Source organism: Sphingomonas lacunae (assembly GCF_012979535.1).
GTDB classification, from domain to species: Bacteria; Pseudomonadota; Alphaproteobacteria; order Sphingomonadales; family Sphingomonadaceae; genus Sphingopyxis; species Sphingopyxis lacunae.
The window spans coordinates 247,981-263,717 of the sequence record NZ_CP053015.1 but is presented as its reverse complement, the minus strand read 5'-3'; the positions used below and the strand labels follow the sequence as shown (position 1 = coordinate 263,717).

Annotated in this window: 18 protein-coding genes; 9 read left to right on the top strand and 9 right to left on the bottom strand. The window is 61.3% G+C overall.

Going from position 1 to position 15,737, the window contains the following annotated elements; translation table 11 throughout:
- Positions 1 to 3: 3 nt before the first annotated feature.
- Positions 4 to 483: a bacterioferritin gene (gene bfr, locus GV829_RS01165; RefSeq protein ID WP_169943439.1), complete on the bottom strand. Its 480-nt coding sequence runs from the start codon at positions 481 to 483 to the stop codon at positions 4 to 6.
- Positions 484 to 588: 105 nt separating this feature from the next.
- Positions 589 to 780 carry a (2Fe-2S)-binding protein gene (locus tag GV829_RS01160; protein ID WP_169943438.1) on the bottom strand — a complete coding sequence of 64 codons (192 nt, stop codon included), beginning with the start codon at positions 778 to 780 and terminating at the stop codon, positions 589 to 591.
- A 145-nt stretch (positions 781 to 925) separates the two neighbouring features.
- Between GV829_RS01160 and GV829_RS01155 the strand changes: the two genes are divergently transcribed.
- On the top strand, positions 926 to 1,717 hold the full coding sequence (locus GV829_RS01155; protein WP_246202938.1) for a ubiquinone biosynthesis protein COQ4: 792 nt from the start codon (positions 926 to 928) through the stop codon (positions 1,715 to 1,717).
- 118 nt (positions 1,718 to 1,835) lie between these two features.
- Here GV829_RS01155 and purL read toward each other — a convergent pair whose 3' ends face one another.
- Positions 1,836 to 4,076, bottom strand: coding sequence for a phosphoribosylformylglycinamidine synthase subunit PurL (purL, locus tag GV829_RS01150; RefSeq protein WP_169943436.1), 2,241 nt, complete (start codon positions 4,074 to 4,076; stop codon positions 1,836 to 1,838).
- Between the two features lie 135 nt (positions 4,077 to 4,211).
- Between purL and GV829_RS01145 the strand changes: the two genes are divergently transcribed.
- Positions 4,212 to 4,499 (top strand): TM2 domain-containing protein, encoded by a 288-nt coding sequence (locus tag GV829_RS01145; protein ID WP_169943435.1) that lies wholly within the window; start codon positions 4,212 to 4,214, stop codon positions 4,497 to 4,499.
- A gap of 5 nt (positions 4,500 to 4,504) precedes the next feature.
- On the opposite strand, the gene GV829_RS01140 is transcribed toward GV829_RS01145, so the two are convergent.
- Positions 4,505 to 5,164, bottom strand: a complete 660-nt coding sequence (locus GV829_RS01140) for a hypothetical protein (RefSeq protein WP_169943434.1) — start codon at positions 5,162 to 5,164, stop codon at positions 4,505 to 4,507.
- 23 nt (positions 5,165 to 5,187) lie between these two features.
- The gene (locus tag GV829_RS01135) at positions 5,188 to 5,595 is read right to left on the bottom strand and encodes a DUF2177 family protein (protein WP_169943433.1); all 408 of its coding nucleotides are present in this window, start codon (positions 5,593 to 5,595) and stop codon (positions 5,188 to 5,190) included.
- 136 nt (positions 5,596 to 5,731) lie between these two features.
- Between GV829_RS01135 and GV829_RS01130 the strand changes: the two genes are divergently transcribed.
- From GV829_RS01130 to queA, 5 genes are all read left to right on the top strand, one after another.
- Positions 5,732 to 5,983, top strand: a complete 252-nt coding sequence (locus GV829_RS01130) for an exodeoxyribonuclease VII small subunit (RefSeq protein WP_169943432.1) — start codon at positions 5,732 to 5,734, stop codon at positions 5,981 to 5,983.
- Between the two features lie 7 nt (positions 5,984 to 5,990).
- Entirely contained in the window at positions 5,991 to 6,893 is a 903-nt protein-coding gene (locus tag GV829_RS01125; RefSeq protein ID WP_246202936.1) for a polyprenyl synthetase family protein, read from the top strand.
- A complete protein-coding gene (coaD, locus tag GV829_RS01120) occupies positions 6,890 to 7,399 on the top strand; it encodes a pantetheine-phosphate adenylyltransferase (protein WP_169943430.1) in 510 nt (169 codons plus the stop codon). Before GV829_RS01125 ends, coaD begins: the two co-directional genes overlap by 4 nt.
- Before the next feature lie 65 nt (positions 7,400 to 7,464).
- A complete protein-coding gene (locus GV829_RS01115) occupies positions 7,465 to 8,106 on the top strand; it encodes a peptidylprolyl isomerase (protein ID WP_169943429.1) in 642 nt (213 codons plus the stop codon).
- A 43-nt stretch (positions 8,107 to 8,149) separates the two neighbouring features.
- Positions 8,150 to 9,184: a tRNA preQ1(34) S-adenosylmethionine ribosyltransferase-isomerase QueA gene (queA, locus tag GV829_RS01110; RefSeq protein WP_169943428.1), complete on the top strand. Its 1,035-nt coding sequence runs from the start codon at positions 8,150 to 8,152 to the stop codon at positions 9,182 to 9,184.
- 4 nt (positions 9,185 to 9,188) lie between these two features.
- On the opposite strand, the gene GV829_RS01105 is transcribed toward queA, so the two are convergent.
- From GV829_RS01105 to GV829_RS01090, 4 genes are all read right to left on the bottom strand, one after another.
- Positions 9,189 to 9,533: a hypothetical protein gene (locus tag GV829_RS01105; protein ID WP_212612140.1), complete on the bottom strand. Its 345-nt coding sequence runs from the start codon at positions 9,531 to 9,533 to the stop codon at positions 9,189 to 9,191.
- Positions 9,526 to 10,908 (bottom strand): flavin monoamine oxidase family protein, encoded by a 1,383-nt coding sequence (locus GV829_RS01100; RefSeq protein WP_212612139.1) that lies wholly within the window; start codon positions 10,906 to 10,908, stop codon positions 9,526 to 9,528. Before GV829_RS01100 ends, GV829_RS01105 begins: the two co-directional genes overlap by 8 nt.
- A 70-nt stretch (positions 10,909 to 10,978) precedes the next feature.
- The gene (locus GV829_RS01095; RefSeq protein ID WP_212612138.1) at positions 10,979 to 12,415 is read right to left on the bottom strand and encodes a M20/M25/M40 family metallo-hydrolase; all 1,437 of its coding nucleotides are present in this window, start codon (positions 12,413 to 12,415) and stop codon (positions 10,979 to 10,981) included.
- Between the two features lie 118 nt (positions 12,416 to 12,533).
- The gene (locus GV829_RS01090; protein WP_169943427.1) at positions 12,534 to 13,190 is read right to left on the bottom strand and encodes a cell wall hydrolase; all 657 of its coding nucleotides are present in this window, start codon (positions 13,188 to 13,190) and stop codon (positions 12,534 to 12,536) included.
- Positions 13,191 to 13,525: 335 nt separating this feature from the next.
- Between GV829_RS01090 and GV829_RS01085 the strand changes: the two genes are divergently transcribed.
- A complete protein-coding gene (locus GV829_RS01085) occupies positions 13,526 to 14,440 on the top strand; it encodes an SGNH/GDSL hydrolase family protein (RefSeq protein ID WP_169943426.1) in 915 nt (304 codons plus the stop codon).
- Between the two features lie 31 nt (positions 14,441 to 14,471).
- Positions 14,472 to 15,710: a GDSL-type esterase/lipase family protein gene (locus tag GV829_RS01080; protein ID WP_169943425.1), complete on the top strand. Its 1,239-nt coding sequence runs from the start codon at positions 14,472 to 14,474 to the stop codon at positions 15,708 to 15,710.
- Positions 15,711 to 15,737: the final 27 nt, after the last annotated feature.

Here is a 15,737-nt window from a genome sequence, read left to right as displayed (position 1 = left end):
AGGTCACTCGCTGATCGGTCGCGATTGCAGCTGAATGTAATTTTCGATCCCCATCCGCGCGATCATTTCGAGCTGCTGTTCGATATGGTCGACATGCTCTTCCTCGCTGCGGAGGATGCTGGCGAACAGGTCACGGCTGGGAAAATCGCGCACCGCCTCGCAATGGGCAATGGCACCCTTGAGCTGTTCCAAAGCCTCCATCTCGATGGCCAGGTCGGCCTTGAGGATTTCCTCGACCGATTCGCCAATCCTCAGACGGCCAAGCGCCTGGAAATTGGGCAGCCCTTCAAGGAACAGGATACGCTCGGCCAACTGGTCGGCATGCTTCATCTCGTCGATGGATTCGTGCCGCTCATAGTCCGCCAGCCGGGTGACGCCCCAATTGTCGAGCAGCCGATAGTGCAGCCAATATTGGTTGATCGCCGTCAGCTCGTTGCGAAGGCATTCGTTGAGCAATTCAATGACGCGCGCGTCGCCCTTCATGACCAGACACTCCTATGTTGGGAGCACGATTCTAGCCCGCCAGAAACAGCGTGCAAGCACAATGAGACCAACCGCTGACAATGGGTCAGCGGTAGCCATGGTTCGTCAGGCAGCGCGGGCGACCGGGTTCAGCGCCTCATGCTCCTCGTCGATGATCTCCTGCGCATAATCGAGGCAGCAACCGCACTGCGGATTGCATCCCAAGGCTGCATAGGCGGCGACCGGACAGGCGTGGCCACAGCGGGCCATTCCCCTGATCTCTTCTTCGCGAATCGCATTGCAGCTACAGATGATCATGTCCCCAGACTATGCTATTGCGAGTGAATCGCAAGCGAAATCGCGACCATCGCTATTGACATGGATGTTAACTAATCTATGTCTAGGCTCATCGATCTGGATGCCCCTGATTCGGGTCATTGTTGCAACAGAGAGAGTGACCATCGTGACGACTCCCCCCGCCGTCCCCGCCATTTTTGCCGACCCTTCGCGCAAACCTTTGAAATTCCGTCCGTTCAAGGCGCTGGGTCACTTCCGTGAGCTGATCAAGGACAAGGAAGACACCGAACAGGTGTTCCACATTTTTGAATCGCTGCCGCGCAAAAGCTTCCTGCCCGAAGCGCAGGCCTTCTGCGAAAGCGAGCAGGGCCAGCGCCTGATGCGCGAGGAATTCTACCTGCCCGACGTGCTCGACGATCATGAAACGTTGCGCCGCACTCCGCTGGGCAGCGTGGCGCACGCTTACTGCGACTTCATGGAACAGGAAGGACTCAGTGCCGCAGGGCTGGTCGCCGAGAGCGCCAAGATGGGCCGGCCGGTGTTTGACGACCAGCTGCAATGGTATGCAAACCGCCTGCGCGACACGCATGACATGCTGCATGTGCTGACCGGCTATGGTCGCGATGCTTTGGGCGAGCAGTGCGTGCTGGCCTTCACCTGGGGCCAGAACCGCAACCTCGGCAACATCTTCATCGCTTATGCCGGTGGACTTGAGTTGAAGCGTTCGGTCAAGGCCGACGCGCCGATCTTTGCCGCGCTCAAGGAAGGGCGTCTGAATGGCCGCGCTGCGCTGAAAATCCACCACCAGTCGATCCTTGATCTGCTCAAGGAACCGCTCAGCGCCGCCCGTCAGCGTCTCGGCATTGGTGATCCGGCGCAATATCACGCGTGCCATCGCGCCTATACCAGCCGCGGCATCGACCCCTACAACTTCCTCGCTGCGCCCGCCGCGGCGTAAGCACGCCTCGGCATTGCAACGCCGCCTCCGACGCTCGTCATGCTGAACCTGTTTCAGCATCCAGAGTTGGCACACAGTTTCCTTGGACCCTGAAACACGTTCAGGGCGGCCAAGGACCTTATGCCAAAGCGGCGTCTTCGCCCATCAGCTTGGGGAAAAAGCCCTCATGCGCGGCGCGCAGGTCGGCGAGGGGGATGGGATGCAGGCCGCCGCGTTCGATCATGTCGAATGCCAAGGTCTCGCCACCTGTGACACCCAGATCAGCGACGAACAAATTGGCTTCATTGGCGCGAGCACGCACCAGTTCAGGATTAGCAGTCGTGACGATGAAGCGGCCCTGATCCTCGCCGAACAGTATCGCTGCGGGATTGGCGATTTGAGGTACCACGGAAATGGTTGCACCCATGTCACTGGCGAGAGCCATTTCAGCGAGAGCGACTGCTGCGCCGCCATCCGAGCAATCGTGAGCCGCTGTGATCAAGCCTTCGCCGATCAATGCGCGGACCAATTCGCATGCGCGACGCTCGACCGCGAGATCAACCGGCGGCGCGTCGCCATCTTGCCGGTCATGGATGATCCGCAGCCAAGTTGACTGCCCCACATGCCCAGCGGTGTAGCCGATGATGAGGATGCTCTCCCCCTCAGCCTTGAATCCAACGCCCACCGCCTTGGTCCAGTCCTGCATCAACCCCACGGCACCAATCGCCGGGGTCGGCAGAATCGCTGAGCCACCGCCGGTCGCCTTGCTCTCATTATAGAGGCTGACATTGCCCGAGACGATCGGGAAGTCGAGCGCGCGGCAGGCGTCGCTCATGCCTTCGAGGCAGCCGACGATCTGCGCCATGATTTCGGGGCGCTGCGGGTTGGCGAAATTGAGGCAGTTGGTGATGGCGAGCGGCGTTGCGCCGACCGCGCTGATGTTCCGGTAGCATTCGGCCACCGCCTGCTTGCCGCCCTCATAGGGGTCGGCATAGCAATAGCGCGGGTTGCAATCGGTGGTGATCGCCAGTGCCTTGTTGGTGCCATGAACGCGGACCAGCGCCGCGTCGCCGCCCGGCGGCTGGATGGTGTCACCGCCGACCTTATGGTCATATTGCTCCCAGATCCAGCGACGGCTGGCGATGTCGGGCGACGCCATCAGCTTGAGCAGATCGGCGGCAATGTCAGTGCTTTCGGGAATGTCGCCGAGCGGCTTGACGCCCGCCCACACCCTATACTCTTCGCGGCTGACATAGGGCCGGTCATAGAGCGGCGCATCGTCAGCCAGCGGCGCGAGCGGGATGTCGCAGACGATCTCGCCATGATGCTCCAGCACCATGCGGCCGGTATCAGTGACATGGCCGATGACGGCGAAGTCGAGTTCCCACTTCTTGAAAATGGCTTCGGCAAAGGCTTCGCGGCCGGGCTTCAGCACCATGAGCATCCGCTCCTGGCTTTCCGACAGCATCATTTCATAGGCGGTCATGCCGGTTTCGCGCTGCGGCACGTCATCCATCTTGAGGTGGATGCCGACGCCGCCCTTGGAGGCCATTTCGACGCTCGACGAGGTGAGGCCGGCGGCGCCCATGTCCTGAATGGCGACGATGGCGTCCGACGCCATCAGTTCAAGACACGCCTCGATCAGCAGCTTTTCGGTGAAGGGGTCACCCACCTGCACCGTCGGGCGCTTGTCGTCATCGCCTTCCTCGAAATCGGCGGAGGCCATGGTCGCGCCGTGGATGCCGTCGCGGCCGGTCTTGGAGCCGACATAGACGATCGGATTGCCGACGCCCGAGGCGGCGCTGTAGAAAATCTTGTCGGTATCTGCGACGCCCACCGTCATCGCGTTGACGAGGATGTTGCCATTATAGGCGGGGTGGAAGTTCACCTCGCCGCCGACGGTCGGTACGCCGACGCAATTGCCATAGCCGCCAATGCCATGGACGACGCCCGAAATCAGGTGACGCATCTTGGGATGCTCGGGGTCCCCGAAACGAAGGGCATTCATGTTGGCGACGGGCCGCGCACCCATGGTGAAGACGTCGCGCAAGATGCCACCAACGCCAGTCGCCGCGCCCTGATAGGGCTCTATGTAGGAGGGGTGGTTGTGCGACTCCATCTTGAAGATCGCCGCCTGACCGTCACCAATGTCGATGACGCCTGCGTTCTCACCAGGGCCGCAGATGACCCAGGGCGCCTCGGTCGGCAGCTTTTTCAGGTGGATGCGGCTCGACTTGTAGCTGCAATGCTCTGACCACATGACCGAAAAAATACCGAGTTCGACGAGGTTGGGTTCCCGGCCGAGCGCATGGAGAACCCGCTCATATTCTTCCGGGGACAGGCCGTGGTCGGCTACGATCTGGGGTGTGATCTGAGTCATGCGCCGCGCCTTAGCGGCAACAGGCGATTCCGCCTAGTCCCCGATAGGCACACCACTCGGTGGAGGCGATTAACGCGATCTTAGCGTGGCTGAGGCAAAAGGATCAGCAATGTGGACCAGTCAGGGAGCGGAGCTATGGCCGCGCCGGTGTATCATGGGGATTTGTTCGCGTTCGGGCACATCAAGGCCGAACGGGACGACGAAAAATCGATCTGGGTGGCGTACATCCTGTGGTTCTTTTTCGGAATGCTCGGCGCACACCGCTATTATATGGGCCGTATTGGCAGCGGCATGCTGCAAACCAGCCTGCTGATTGGCGCTGTCACGGCGCTGGCCTGGATACCCCTTTTGGGCATCGGGCTGATTGTCCTTCTCGGCATCTGGTATCTGCTTGATTTGGTGCTCATCGCGTTCATGAATTGAAGCGTTCAGGCGGCGGTTCGTCTCCGCTGCTGGTCGATAGCCCAAGCCACCAAAGTCACAACGCCGTAGGCAGCCAATGCAGTCAGCGGAATGGCCGCGGACACCTCGGTGGCCTCTTCTCCGAACCAATTGATCATCTGTACGCTCAGCAGCAACAGGCCCAGCAAGGCCGGGCCGATGCGACCAATCACGCCAATCGCCCGGGTTTTCCAGCTGTAGTAAAGCAGGGCCGCCAGTGTGATGCCCAATTCCAGAGGCATGGCGATGTCCGGATGATTCCACAGGCCCAAACCAAGCTTTGGCGGGCTACCCCACAATGTCAGATCCGGCACATGGACGATGAGGTCAAGGAACCAATGACTCAGAACGACTGCGCCGCCCATCATCGCAGCTATCCTGTCCTGCCGCCATAGCCAGAGGACGAACGCAAAGCCTGCCGCCCAGACGACGCTGCCGACCAGACTGTGCGTCCAGGGCATATGATATAGATCCATCGGGTTCATCACCGATATGCCGGGCGAAACGCGCATGTCTTCGACGCCCAGCAGCATCAGGCTGAAGAACCCCCAGTCGACCAGCTGTCCGGCGATGAACAATGTGCCCAGCCCTGGCGCCTTGGGATGCGCTGCCGCTACCAGAGCCGGGGCCCAGTGGCCGATGAACATGGATACTTCCCCCCTTTGCCGGTTCAGGTCCGGGCTGGCAGCGCGGCCAGCGTTGCTGCCGCAGCAATGGCCGCTGCCGTGCCGGTGGCAAAGCTGCCCCAGATGATGTCGATGACGGTGACCTTGATGCTCCACACCTTCATCGTCGCATGGTTGGTCAGGTCATAGGTGGCGTAGCAGAAGAACCCGAACAACGCGCCATAGAGGAGGGCGGTGGTCCATTTGCCACTTGCCAGTGCAGGAGCGATGGCGAAAATCTGGATGCCGACGATGTAGAGCCCATAGAAGATCAGCGCCGGTGCCCAGCGCAAATCGCCCAGCAACTCCCCGATCTCGGGCTTGTAGAGGCGGGTGAACATGGTGTTGAGCCAAACCGCATCGAGCGCACCAAAGGCAAGGGCAGTGACGAGCGTCGCGATGGCATATTGCATGAAGACCATTTCCTTGTTCCGTGCCAGTCGGGCAGCTTAGCGGCTTGGGGGCGCAGGGCAAGCTGTCGGTATTTTCCGTCTTGGCCTCTCCTGACATGCTTGACCCGTGCACCGCGCGCAGCCACAAGTGCCCGCCATGACTGATCCGATGTCCCAAAATCTTGCCGGGTTGAGCTTTGAGGATGCCTTGGAGCAACTGGCCGCCATTGTCCGCCAGCTCGAAGCCGGTCAGGTTCCGCTCGACAATGCCATTGCGCTGTACGAGCGCGCCACAGCGCTCAAGGCGCATTGTGATGCCCGCCTGCGTGATGCGGAGGCGCGCATCGAACGAATCCGGATAGGCACTGATGGACAGCCCACCGGCATATCGCCATTTGACGCCGACTGAGACGAACTTGGCGCGCTCTGCCTCTCCGCTCCTCGAACAGGCGCTGGCCGATACCGCGGCCGATATCGACCGCTATTTCGATGCGCTGCTGGCGGTTCCCGCTGATCCGCGCGCGCGCCTCTATGAGGCGATGCGCCATGCCGCGATTGGCGGGGGCAAGCGGTTGCGCCCTCTGCTCGTGCGCGCCAGCGCCAACCTGTTTGCTGTTGACAGCGAATGCGCCCTGCGTGCCGGCGCGGCGGTAGAAGCTATTCATGTGTATTCACTGATTCACGATGACCTGCCGGCGATGGACGATGATGATCTGCGCCGCGGCAAGCCCACGGTGCACAAGGCGTTTGACGAAGCGACAGCGATCCTCGCCGGGGATTCGTTGCACGCGCTTGCATTTGATATTCTGGCCGACGAGGCTACGCACAGCGACCCGTTCGTCCGTTTGGAATTGATCGCGGAATTGTCCAGGGCATCGGGCCCGGCCGGCATGGCGGGGGGACAGATGATGGACCTTGCCGCTGACGGACAGGGCTTTGATCTTGCTACCGTCACCCGTCTTCAGCAGCTCAAGACCGGGGCGCTGATTGGTTGGTGCCTCGAAGCCGGCGCGATCCTCGGCCGTATCCCGCATGAAGGACGCGCCGCCTTGCGAGGTTATGCCCGTGACATCGGTCTCGCCTTCCAGATCGCCGACGACCTTATCGATGTCGAGGGCGATGCTGCTGTCGCCGGCAAAGCGGTGGGCAAGGATGCCGATGCCGGCAAGGAGACCTTTGTGTCGCTGATGGGCGTTGCCCGGGCGCGAGAACAGGCGCATGCACTGGTCGACCAGGCCGTGGCGCAACTGTCGGGTTTTGGCAGCGAGGGTGACCTGCTTCGCGCCATTGCCCGCTATGTGGTGGAGAGGGATCGGTGAGCAAGAGGATTGGCGTTTATCCGGGGACTTTTGATCCCATCACGCTGGGCCACACGGACATTATCGCGCGCGGCGCGAAGCTGGTCGACGAGCTGATTATTGGTGTCACCACCAACATCGCCAAATCGCCGATGTTCAATGATGAAGAGCGCATCGCCATGGTCGAGCGTGAGGTGGCCGCCATTGGCCTCTCCCACGTCCGTGTTGTCGGCTTCAATTCCCTGCTGATGGATTTTGCCGAAGCGCAAGGGGCAGGTGTCGTCATCCGCGGTATTCGCGGTGTGACCGACTTTGAATATGAATATCAGCTCACCGGCATGAATCGCCAGCTCAACCATCGCGTGGAAACGGTTTTCCTGATGGCTGATGTTGCGTTGCAGCCAATCGCCAGCCGGCTGGTTAAGGAAATCGCTCTCTATGGTGGGCCGATCGACAAATTCGTCACGCCCACCGTCGCGTCGGAAGTTGCGGCCCGGGTCGAAAGCATTGGACGCAAGGGGTCATGAACGGTTAATCCCGTCACGGCCATCAGCCGGGGACTGGCTGTTCCCCCCGAAGGACCTTTCAAAGCATGAAGATTTCGCGTCGTTCCGCCCTGTTCACCGCCATTTTGAGCGGCCTTGCCCCGGCTTTGATGCTGGCCAGTCCAGCTGCTGCTCAGGATGCGGCTGCCACGCCTGCCCCCCGCGCTCCGCTGGCCGCGCTTGCGCCCGAAGGCATTCAGGGCAACCCCGAATGGCAGCTGGCGCTTGACCTGTCGACCGGTGGCCGGGTGGTCATCCAACTGCGTCCTGACGCTGCTCCGGCCCATGTCGAGCGCATCAAGACGCTGGCCCGCCAGGGTTTCTACAATGGTCTCACCTTCCACCGGGTGATCGAAGGCTTCATGGCGCAGGGCGGGGATCCGCGCGGCAATGGTTCGGGTGGTAGCACGCTGCCCGACCTCAATTCTGAATTCAATGATCTGCCGCACGTCCGCGGCGCCGTATCGATGGCCCGCGCCGAGTCCCCCAACAGCGCCAACAGCCAGTTCTTTATCATGCTGCTCCCGCGCCTGTCGCTGGACCGCAATTATACAGTGTTCGGGCGGGTCGTCTCCGGCATGGAATTTGTTGACCGGATGGAAGTCGGTGAACCGCCAGCCAATCCCAGTCGCATTGTGCAGGCTTCGATTGTGGCCGACAATAGTCCCCCGCCGCCACCAGGCATCTGACAGACGGGCTTGTGCCACTTGGCGGTTACGGTAAAGCGCCGCCATGCGTGTTGACCTGTTCGACTTCACCCTCCCGCCGGAGCGCATCGCGTTGCGTCCGGTCGAGCCCCGCGACAGCGCGCGCATGCTGCTGGTTGAAGGGCGCGAAACCGGCACCCTGACTGATCGCAGCGTTCGCGATCTGCCGGAGATCCTGCGTCCGGGCGATTGTCTGGTGTTCAACGACACCCGCGTCATTCCCGCCCAGTTGGAGGGGAAGCGCGGCGATGCCCGCATCGGCGCGACGTTGCACAAGCGGCTCGATCTCCGCCGCTGGCAGGCCTTTATTCGCAATGCCAAAAGGCTGCGCATCGGCGACACGGTGGATTTCGGATCGAACGTGCTGGCCGTAGCAGAGGAACGCCACGCTGATGGCAGTATGACACTCGCCTTTGTCGGCGAGGAACCTGTCGAAGTGTTGCTCGACCGGGCAGGGCAGATGCCTTTGCCACCCTATATTGCCGGCAAGCGGGCTGTTGATGAACGCGACCGCGAAGATTATCAGACGATGTTCGCGCAAAGGGATGGCGCGGTGGCCGCGCCGACCGCCTCATTGCATTTTACGCCCGCGCTGCTCGACGCGTGCGTGTCAGCAGGCATCGCCTCCGAAACGCTGACCCTCCATGTCGGTGCAGGCACCTTCCTGCCGATGAAGGCGGACGACACCGAAGATCATGTCATGCACAGCGAATGGGGTCAGATCACCGCGGAAACGGCTGACCGTCTCAACGCCATCAAGGGAGCGGGCGGGCGGATCATTGCGGTCGGCACGACGGTGCTGCGCCTGCTCGAAAGCGCAGCAGGAGACGATGGCCGTCTGGCGCCCTTTGCCGGGGATACCGACATTTTCATTACCCCCGGTTATCGCTTCCGCTTCATCGACGGGCTGATGACAAACTTTCACCTGCCCAAATCGACCCTGTTCATGCTGGTCAGCGCGATCATGGGCCTCGATGTCATGCAGCGCGCCTATGCCCATGCCATTGCGCGGGAGTATCGCTTTTACAGCTATGGGGATTCCTCCCTGCTCCTGCCCTGAACGGCTAGAGGAACAGCGCCGCACCAACGCCAACAAAGGCCAACACTATCCCGGTGCAATAGAGCTTGAATGTCACCGCATAACGGGCGTTATCGCGCTCTTCCGGTGGCCCCATGTCAAGCAAGCGGAACAGGACCAGGCACATGATGCCGATTGCAGCGAGCAGGGTCAGCGCCACCGCATGATCGGCGGCGGTCATCACCGTTTCGCCCGCCTCATCCTCGGTCGCCCAATTGGCCAGGAAGTTGAGGATGAAACCCAGGATTATGCCCAGTGATGTCACCATCGGTTGCCGCATCGGCCCTATGTCGCGCGCCTTCTCTGTCCCTGCCTGGTCCGCCTCAGCCATGGTCTGCTTCCTCCCCGTTGATCATTGCCGCGACCCGACGGCCACTCAGCAGCGCGCCATGCACCGTGCTGGGGTAAAGGTCATTCTGTGCTTCTCCGGCAAAATGCAGCCGTCCCGCCTCGCTGCGCGCCAGCAGGCGGCGCTCTTCCGGCCCGCTTCCGACGGCATGATAGGAATAGGACCCCCGGGCAAGGCGGTCTGCCCGCCAGCGGCTGATCTGCACGGCCTGCGGATCGGGCAGGCTGCGGCCAAACATGGTGCGCGCTGCCGCCATGATGGAGTTGACGATCGCGCCGTCGGCCATCCGTTCCACCCGCTCGGCATGGTCCGCCGCGCTGAAAACCAGCAAAACCGGGGCGCCACCGGCCTTGGTCAGACTGACCCATTCGGACCATTCGCCTTTCCGATCTGACAGGAATCCGTGCCAGTCCACCGTGGGGTCCCAATAGGGTTGGTCAAAGCGCAGCCAATGCTTGTTGAGCAGGCCCATGCCCAGCCGATCAATCGCGCCGCGCTTGTCCGCCGGCAGGGGCGGGTCAAAGGTGATGTCGCCGGCTTTCAGCACGCCGAGCGGTACGGTAACCAGCACATGATCGGCATCGATGCGGCGTCCGTCCGCCAGTGTCACGCTCACACCATTCCCGCGCACGGTCACTCCACTCACAACATGATTGAGCCGGACGTCGATGCCGCGTGCCAAATGGTCGATGATCTGCCCATAGCCGCCGGGAAACAGCGCATCCTCTCCCTCAAACTCCTCTCCGTCGTCGAGTGACCGGGTGGACAGTTGCCCGGTTCCGGCCGCAAATTCCTGTTCATAGGTGCCGGCAAGGTGAAAGTTGATCTGGGCCTGCCGTGCGGGACTCAGGCTTTGGGGTGGGGCCACCGCATCAATTGCGGCCTGCAACGGCACATCCCGGTCTTGCGCCGCTGCCCATGCCAATGCCCGGTTGACCAGCGCCTCGGCCATTCGTTCATCGCTGTCGCGGACGCCCAGCCGCGCCAGAGCCGGATCAATGTGGAGCAGGCTGCTGTCATAGCTGGTGGTCACGAAATCCGCACCGGCGGCCCGCGCCAGATCGGTCAGCGGATTGCCGTCAATGCGGTGGATCCAAGAGGCGCCCATGTCCATCGGAAGGCCGGACCATTGATGGCTGCTATGGATGCGCCCGCCGGTCCGGTTCCTTGCCTCCAGAACCACGACCTGATGCCCGGCGACCTTCAGGTCAACGGCTGCGGCCAGCCCCGCCATGCCGGCCCCGATGATGATGACCCGCTGACTGCCGGATGCCCGACAGGCAGTCGTCGGCATCAGCGATGCTGCAAGCATGAGCGAAAGAAAGGATCGCCGCTCGATCATCTGGCCCCCGTGCATGGCCGGTCCCCATTTCGCCAGCCACCCGATTGCTGTCCTGCCGGCTGGCGTGGCCATAGGCAAGCAAGGTTCAGTGGGAGGACATGTCCCGCACCAGGATGGTCAGCATGGCCCGGCCGTCCATCAGGGCACGGACGCCGATGCGTTCGTTCAAGCCATGGGCACCATTGCCGTCCGCGCTGCCAAAAATGCCTGAAAAACCATAGGTGGGAATGCCTGCCGGGTTCAGAAAGGCACCATCAGTGCCGCCTGCGGCCATCAGGGGAACCAGCGGCACGCCGGGAAAGACGGTCTCAGCCGCACGCCGGGCGGGGCCCATGATGGCTTCGGTCAATGGTGGCGGCGGACTGGTCGGGCTGCGGGTTTCCAGCGTAGTAACGGTCACTTGAGGGTCATTGACGACCGCGATCAGCGCCTGCCTGATCTGTTCGACAGTGGTGCCGGGGAATATGCGGCAATTGACGTTGGCCCGGACACGCTGGGGCAAGGCATTGGTCGCATGTCCCCCTTCAATCATGGTTGCGACGCAAGTGGTCCGCATGACGCCGTTCCATGACGGGTTGGCCGCGGCGATCATGTCGGCGGCGGCGGTGTCGGCCGGATTGGCGGCGAAACGTGCCATGGCCGGGCCGATGGGTGCCGGTGTCAAATTCGCCATGGCGGCAAAATAGCCGCGGGTCGCATCGGTGGTTTCATAAGCGAAATCGTGAGCGCCAACCCGGATCAGGGCCTGCGACAGCCGGGTTATGGCATTGTCCTTGACCGGGCGGCTGCTGTGTCCACCGGGGTTGGTCACTTCAAGCCGGTAATTCTGCGGAAATTTTTCGCCGGCCTGGATGTTCAACATGACATGGCGGCCTTCGGCATCCAGCAAGCCATTGGCCCCTTCGTTGAGCGCGAATTCAGCATCGATCAGTTCGCGTCGCTGGTTAACCAGATACTCCGCCCCGTTGAACGCGCCAGACGTCTCTTCGCCACAGGTCAGCGCCATGCGGATGGTGCGTGCAGGGACATAGCCTTCGCGCCGGAAGCGGGCGAGCATATCGACCCAGATGGCGGCCTGAGCCTTGTCGTCCGCTGCGCCGCGGGCGTAAAACATGCCATTTTCTTCGGTGAGGACAAACGGATCACGTTCCCAGTCGGCACGGTTGGCTTCAACAACATCGATATGCGCCAGCAACAGCATTGGCCTTAGCGACGGATTGCTGCCGGTCAGTTCGGCAACCAGATTGCCCTCGCGGGGATGATTGGGTTCGACAACGATGTGCAGTGCCGATTCGGGAAAGCCAGCTGCCCGCAGCCGTGCTGCCATCCGCTCCGACGCGAGTGTGCAATTGCCTGCCGACAAGGTGGTGTTGGTCTCCACCAACTCGCGATAGATGGATCGGAATTCGCTTTCCCCGGCGCGCGGATCGCTGACCTGCGCTGTCGCCATTCCTGCGCCCATCAGCATGCCGAGCGCGGTTGACGCCAACGCCATGCGACGGGCCATGTGCCGAGTTACCATCTGAAATCCCCCTGATCTGGCCGCAAGTGCGACACGTCAGGCAGGATGATCGGACCGAGACCGGGCTAATGCAACCGGTGATCGTGGCAGGGCGTGCCTTTGCTGTCAGTATTGCAGATCAGCGATAGAAAACGTGGCCGGCGATCTGGACAACCCGCGGGCGTGAACGGAAAAAGGCCGAGTTGTGCCCGGCGGTATGGAAGAAGAGGGCTCCCGGCGCATGGTCGTCACCGTGCCCTTCGACAGCCATCCGCGCGATGCGCTGCGAATTGGTCCAGCGGCGGTCGCCACTCGGGTCATAGGCGTGGACATTGAAGAACTGCCTCGGTTGCAGGGCAATGGCGCAAACCGTCTTCGGGAAGCGCGGGCTGGCGAGCCTGTTGAGCACCACATGCGCCACAGCAAGCTGGCCGGCCTCAGGCTGGTTGGCCGATTCATGGTGGATGATCTTGGCGAGACAGGTCATGTCCTCATCAGACAATGACAAGCGATTGGCAGCCGGTGCTTCGGCCAGTGTTTCTTCAAAAACAACGCCACCCGGGGCAATGGGGGTATCATCACCGCGAGCAGGCACGGTTTCGACAGCGTCGGGCGCGATGGTTGACGCCATTGGCGCTTCGTTGCCAGTTGGCAGCGTCACCGGCGCCGCAGCGACCACCATGGCATTGCTATCAGTTTCCGCGCTGTAGCCCTTGTCAGACACGGCAAACAGAAAGGCGGTGGCGACGGCGACAGCCGGCAGGGCCTGCCAATGAACACCGATTTTGGAAGACATGGAATTCTCCGTATCGCCGCGTCTCTCACAAATTCGGGGAGAGTTCGTCCTGCGATTGTGTCGGGGGCCGCATTTTTCTTGGCGGAGCCAACCCGATCGTGAAGTGTTGGGCGGCTGTTACGGTGCAGTGCGGCAAAAATCAAACCATCTGGGACGAACGGTGGCTGTCACGGGACGGGTTGTTTCGCAAATGCAGCATGAATGTCGCTGGGATCACAGATTTTAAGGCCTGAAAATCAACGAGTTGATGGAGCCTGGGTAACTGGAAACCGGCAATTTCCTGCTTGCGTCACATGGACAGTGGATTCACCTTATCGTATCGCCCATCCACTGCTGTGGCTGGTCGAATCATCGACCTGAATATGTTGGGGGAAAGTGTGGGAATCGGCAAATTGCTAGACCGGACAGCGGTTCTGTTCATCGGCATCGCCGTAGGCGCCTCCATCGGACAGGCCTTTGCCTCGAACAACAGTGAAGCCACTCTGCCTGATGCTCTACCCGTTGCTGCAGCAAATGCCGCACCGGCCACCGCCGTCCGCACCTGCCCGACGCAAATGGGTCTTTCGCCGCGATTGATCGCCGCGATCCGCGAAGACCGGGAAATCCACATCGGCGTGTTCGGTGACAGTTTTGGTGATGGACTGTGGGCCGGTCTCTACAATGAACTGCGGCCACAAAAACTGTTCACCGTTCATCGCTTCGCCAAACAGGCCACAGGTTTCACGCGCTACCGGTCGATCAACCTGCTCGAGGATGCAAGGGAAAAGCTCGCTGGCCAGCCCGTTGACCTTGCCGTGGTGTCCTTTGGCGCGAATGACACGCAGGACATCTACGAAGACGGCAAACTGATGGCCTATATGGGCGACGATTGGCGTCAGCACATCGGCACCAAGGTGCGGGACTATATAGCTGAACTTCGCCAGGGCGGTGCATCGGTTGTCTGGGTGGGGCTGCCGCGCATGCGAGAGGCCAAATTCGATGCACAGGTTCAGCAGATGAATGGCTTTTATGCTGACCTCATGTGCGACCTCAATATCCCGTTCATCGACACGCTTCCAAAGTCAGTCGATGGACAGGGAGCCTATACTGAATATCTGCCCCGGTCCGATGGACGTGAACCCATAAAGGCACGGGCGGACGATGGGATTCACATGAGTATGACTGGCTACCGGTTGTTGATCAGCGATTTGACAGATAGCATCAGGGACCTTGCGCCGAGAACCACGCCATCCACAACACCGTCGCGTTGATGCGGCATCTCAATCACTGATCGAGACCCAGATGCCCCTGCTGCCCTCCCTTTTATTGGCCGCAGCTGCCGCCGTTCCAACACCGGCCGCCGCTGCAGATTGCGGACAGGCGCTCTGCAATGGTGCTGCACTGCGTCCGGTGGCCGAACTGTTGGCACAGTCAAACTCCCGGCCTGTGCACATTCTGCAAATTGGCGACAGTCATACTGCGGGCGACATGATCGCTGATGGTTGGCGGACACGCCTCAACGCCAGCTATGGCAGCGCCGGACGAGGAGTGGTGCCGGGCGGAAGACCATTTCCTGGTTACCTCACATGGGGCATCAACGCTTTGTGGAGTCCCGGTTGGTCGGTGAACGGCATTTTCGGTCGTGTCTGGCAACCCGACGGCCCGGTGGTGGGCATTTCGGGTTATTCCAAAACCGCGCGGGCTGCTGGAGAGCATCTGTCTTTGACAGCTGAAGGGCTCGAATTCTTGTTCGACCGCTTCATCATATGCGGCATGGCGGGGCCTGATGCGGGGACGTTAGCTGTCAACTTTGCCGGTACAACGCAGGACGTGAATTTTGCGGCACCTCAATCTGCACCGCTTTGCCGGGAGTTCCAGTCCCAGTTCGCGGTGGGCCATGTCGAGGTCACGACCCGGGATGAGCGACCTGTCACGGTAACCTCCATGGCGACATTTCGTGCGGCGGGAGGTGTCAGCCTCTCCAACCTTGGTGTGCCGGGTGCCCAGCTCAAGCATTTTGCCAGGACTGATGATGCCTTGTTGCGTGCCGAGCTGACGGCCTATCGGCCGGACCTTATTGTCATTGCCTTTGGTACCAATGAAGGTTTTGCGGCCGACCTCGATCTGGATGCCTATGCTGAGGGTTTGCGCAGTCAGGTGCGCCGGATCCGCCGCTTGGCGGGTGATTCCATACCTATCATGCTGCTTGGCCCTCCCAACGCTTTGACCCGCAATGCCAGCATTGCCACAGCGGGTGGCTCAACACCCATTGGGTGCGAAACCGGGCTGATGGTGCCGGGCCACATCGCCGCTGTGCGGGATATTCAGCGGGGAATCGCCGCAGAACTTGGCTTGGCTTTCTGGGACTGGGCGCGCGCGATGGGCAGCGAATGCGCTATGTATCAGTGGCGGTCAGAGGGCTTTGTTGTTCGTGACGCCATTCACTTCAATCGGTCGGGTGGCACACGACTTGGCGGACTGTTGGCCGACGATTTTGGGTCCGCAGTTCGTTCCGTCTTGCCAGTTTCGCCGCCACAATAGCATATTACAGGGGCCGGGGGGCGATAG

Bases quoted from the DNA above. Each gene is read 5' to 3' on its own strand.
- bfr (WP_169943439.1), bottom strand. From the start codon at position 483: ATGAAGGGCGACGCGCGCGTCATTGAATTGCTCAACGAATGCCTTCGC.
- GV829_RS01160 (WP_169943438.1), bottom strand. From the start codon at position 780: ATGATCATCTGTAGCTGCAATGCGATTCGCGAAGAAGAGATCAGGGGA.
- purL (WP_169943436.1), bottom strand. From the start codon at position 4,076: ATGACTCAGATCACACCCCAGATCGTAGCCGACCACGGCCTGTCCCCG.
- GV829_RS01145 (WP_169943435.1), top strand. From the start codon at position 4,212: ATGGCCGCGCCGGTGTATCATGGGGATTTGTTCGCGTTCGGGCACATC.
- GV829_RS01140 (WP_169943434.1), bottom strand. From the start codon at position 5,164: ATGTTCATCGGCCACTGGGCCCCGGCTCTGGTAGCGGCAGCGCATCCC.
- GV829_RS01135 (WP_169943433.1), bottom strand. From the start codon at position 5,595: ATGCAATATGCCATCGCGACGCTCGTCACTGCCCTTGCCTTTGGTGCG.
- GV829_RS01130 (WP_169943432.1), top strand. From the start codon at position 5,732: ATGACTGATCCGATGTCCCAAAATCTTGCCGGGTTGAGCTTTGAGGAT.
- GV829_RS01115 (WP_169943429.1), top strand. From the start codon at position 7,465: ATGAAGATTTCGCGTCGTTCCGCCCTGTTCACCGCCATTTTGAGCGGC.
- queA (WP_169943428.1), top strand. From the start codon at position 8,150: ATGCGTGTTGACCTGTTCGACTTCACCCTCCCGCCGGAGCGCATCGCG.
- GV829_RS01105 (WP_212612140.1), bottom strand. From the start codon at position 9,533: ATGGCTGAGGCGGACCAGGCAGGGACAGAGAAGGCGCGCGACATAGGG.
- GV829_RS01100 (WP_212612139.1), bottom strand. From the start codon at position 10,908: ATGCACGGGGGCCAGATGATCGAGCGGCGATCCTTTCTTTCGCTCATG.
- GV829_RS01095 (WP_212612138.1), bottom strand. From the start codon at position 12,415: ATGGTAACTCGGCACATGGCCCGTCGCATGGCGTTGGCGTCAACCGCG.
- GV829_RS01090 (WP_169943427.1), bottom strand. From the start codon at position 13,190: ATGTCTTCCAAAATCGGTGTTCATTGGCAGGCCCTGCCGGCTGTCGCC.
- GV829_RS01080 (WP_169943425.1), top strand. From the start codon at position 14,472: ATGCCCCTGCTGCCCTCCCTTTTATTGGCCGCAGCTGCCGCCGTTCCA.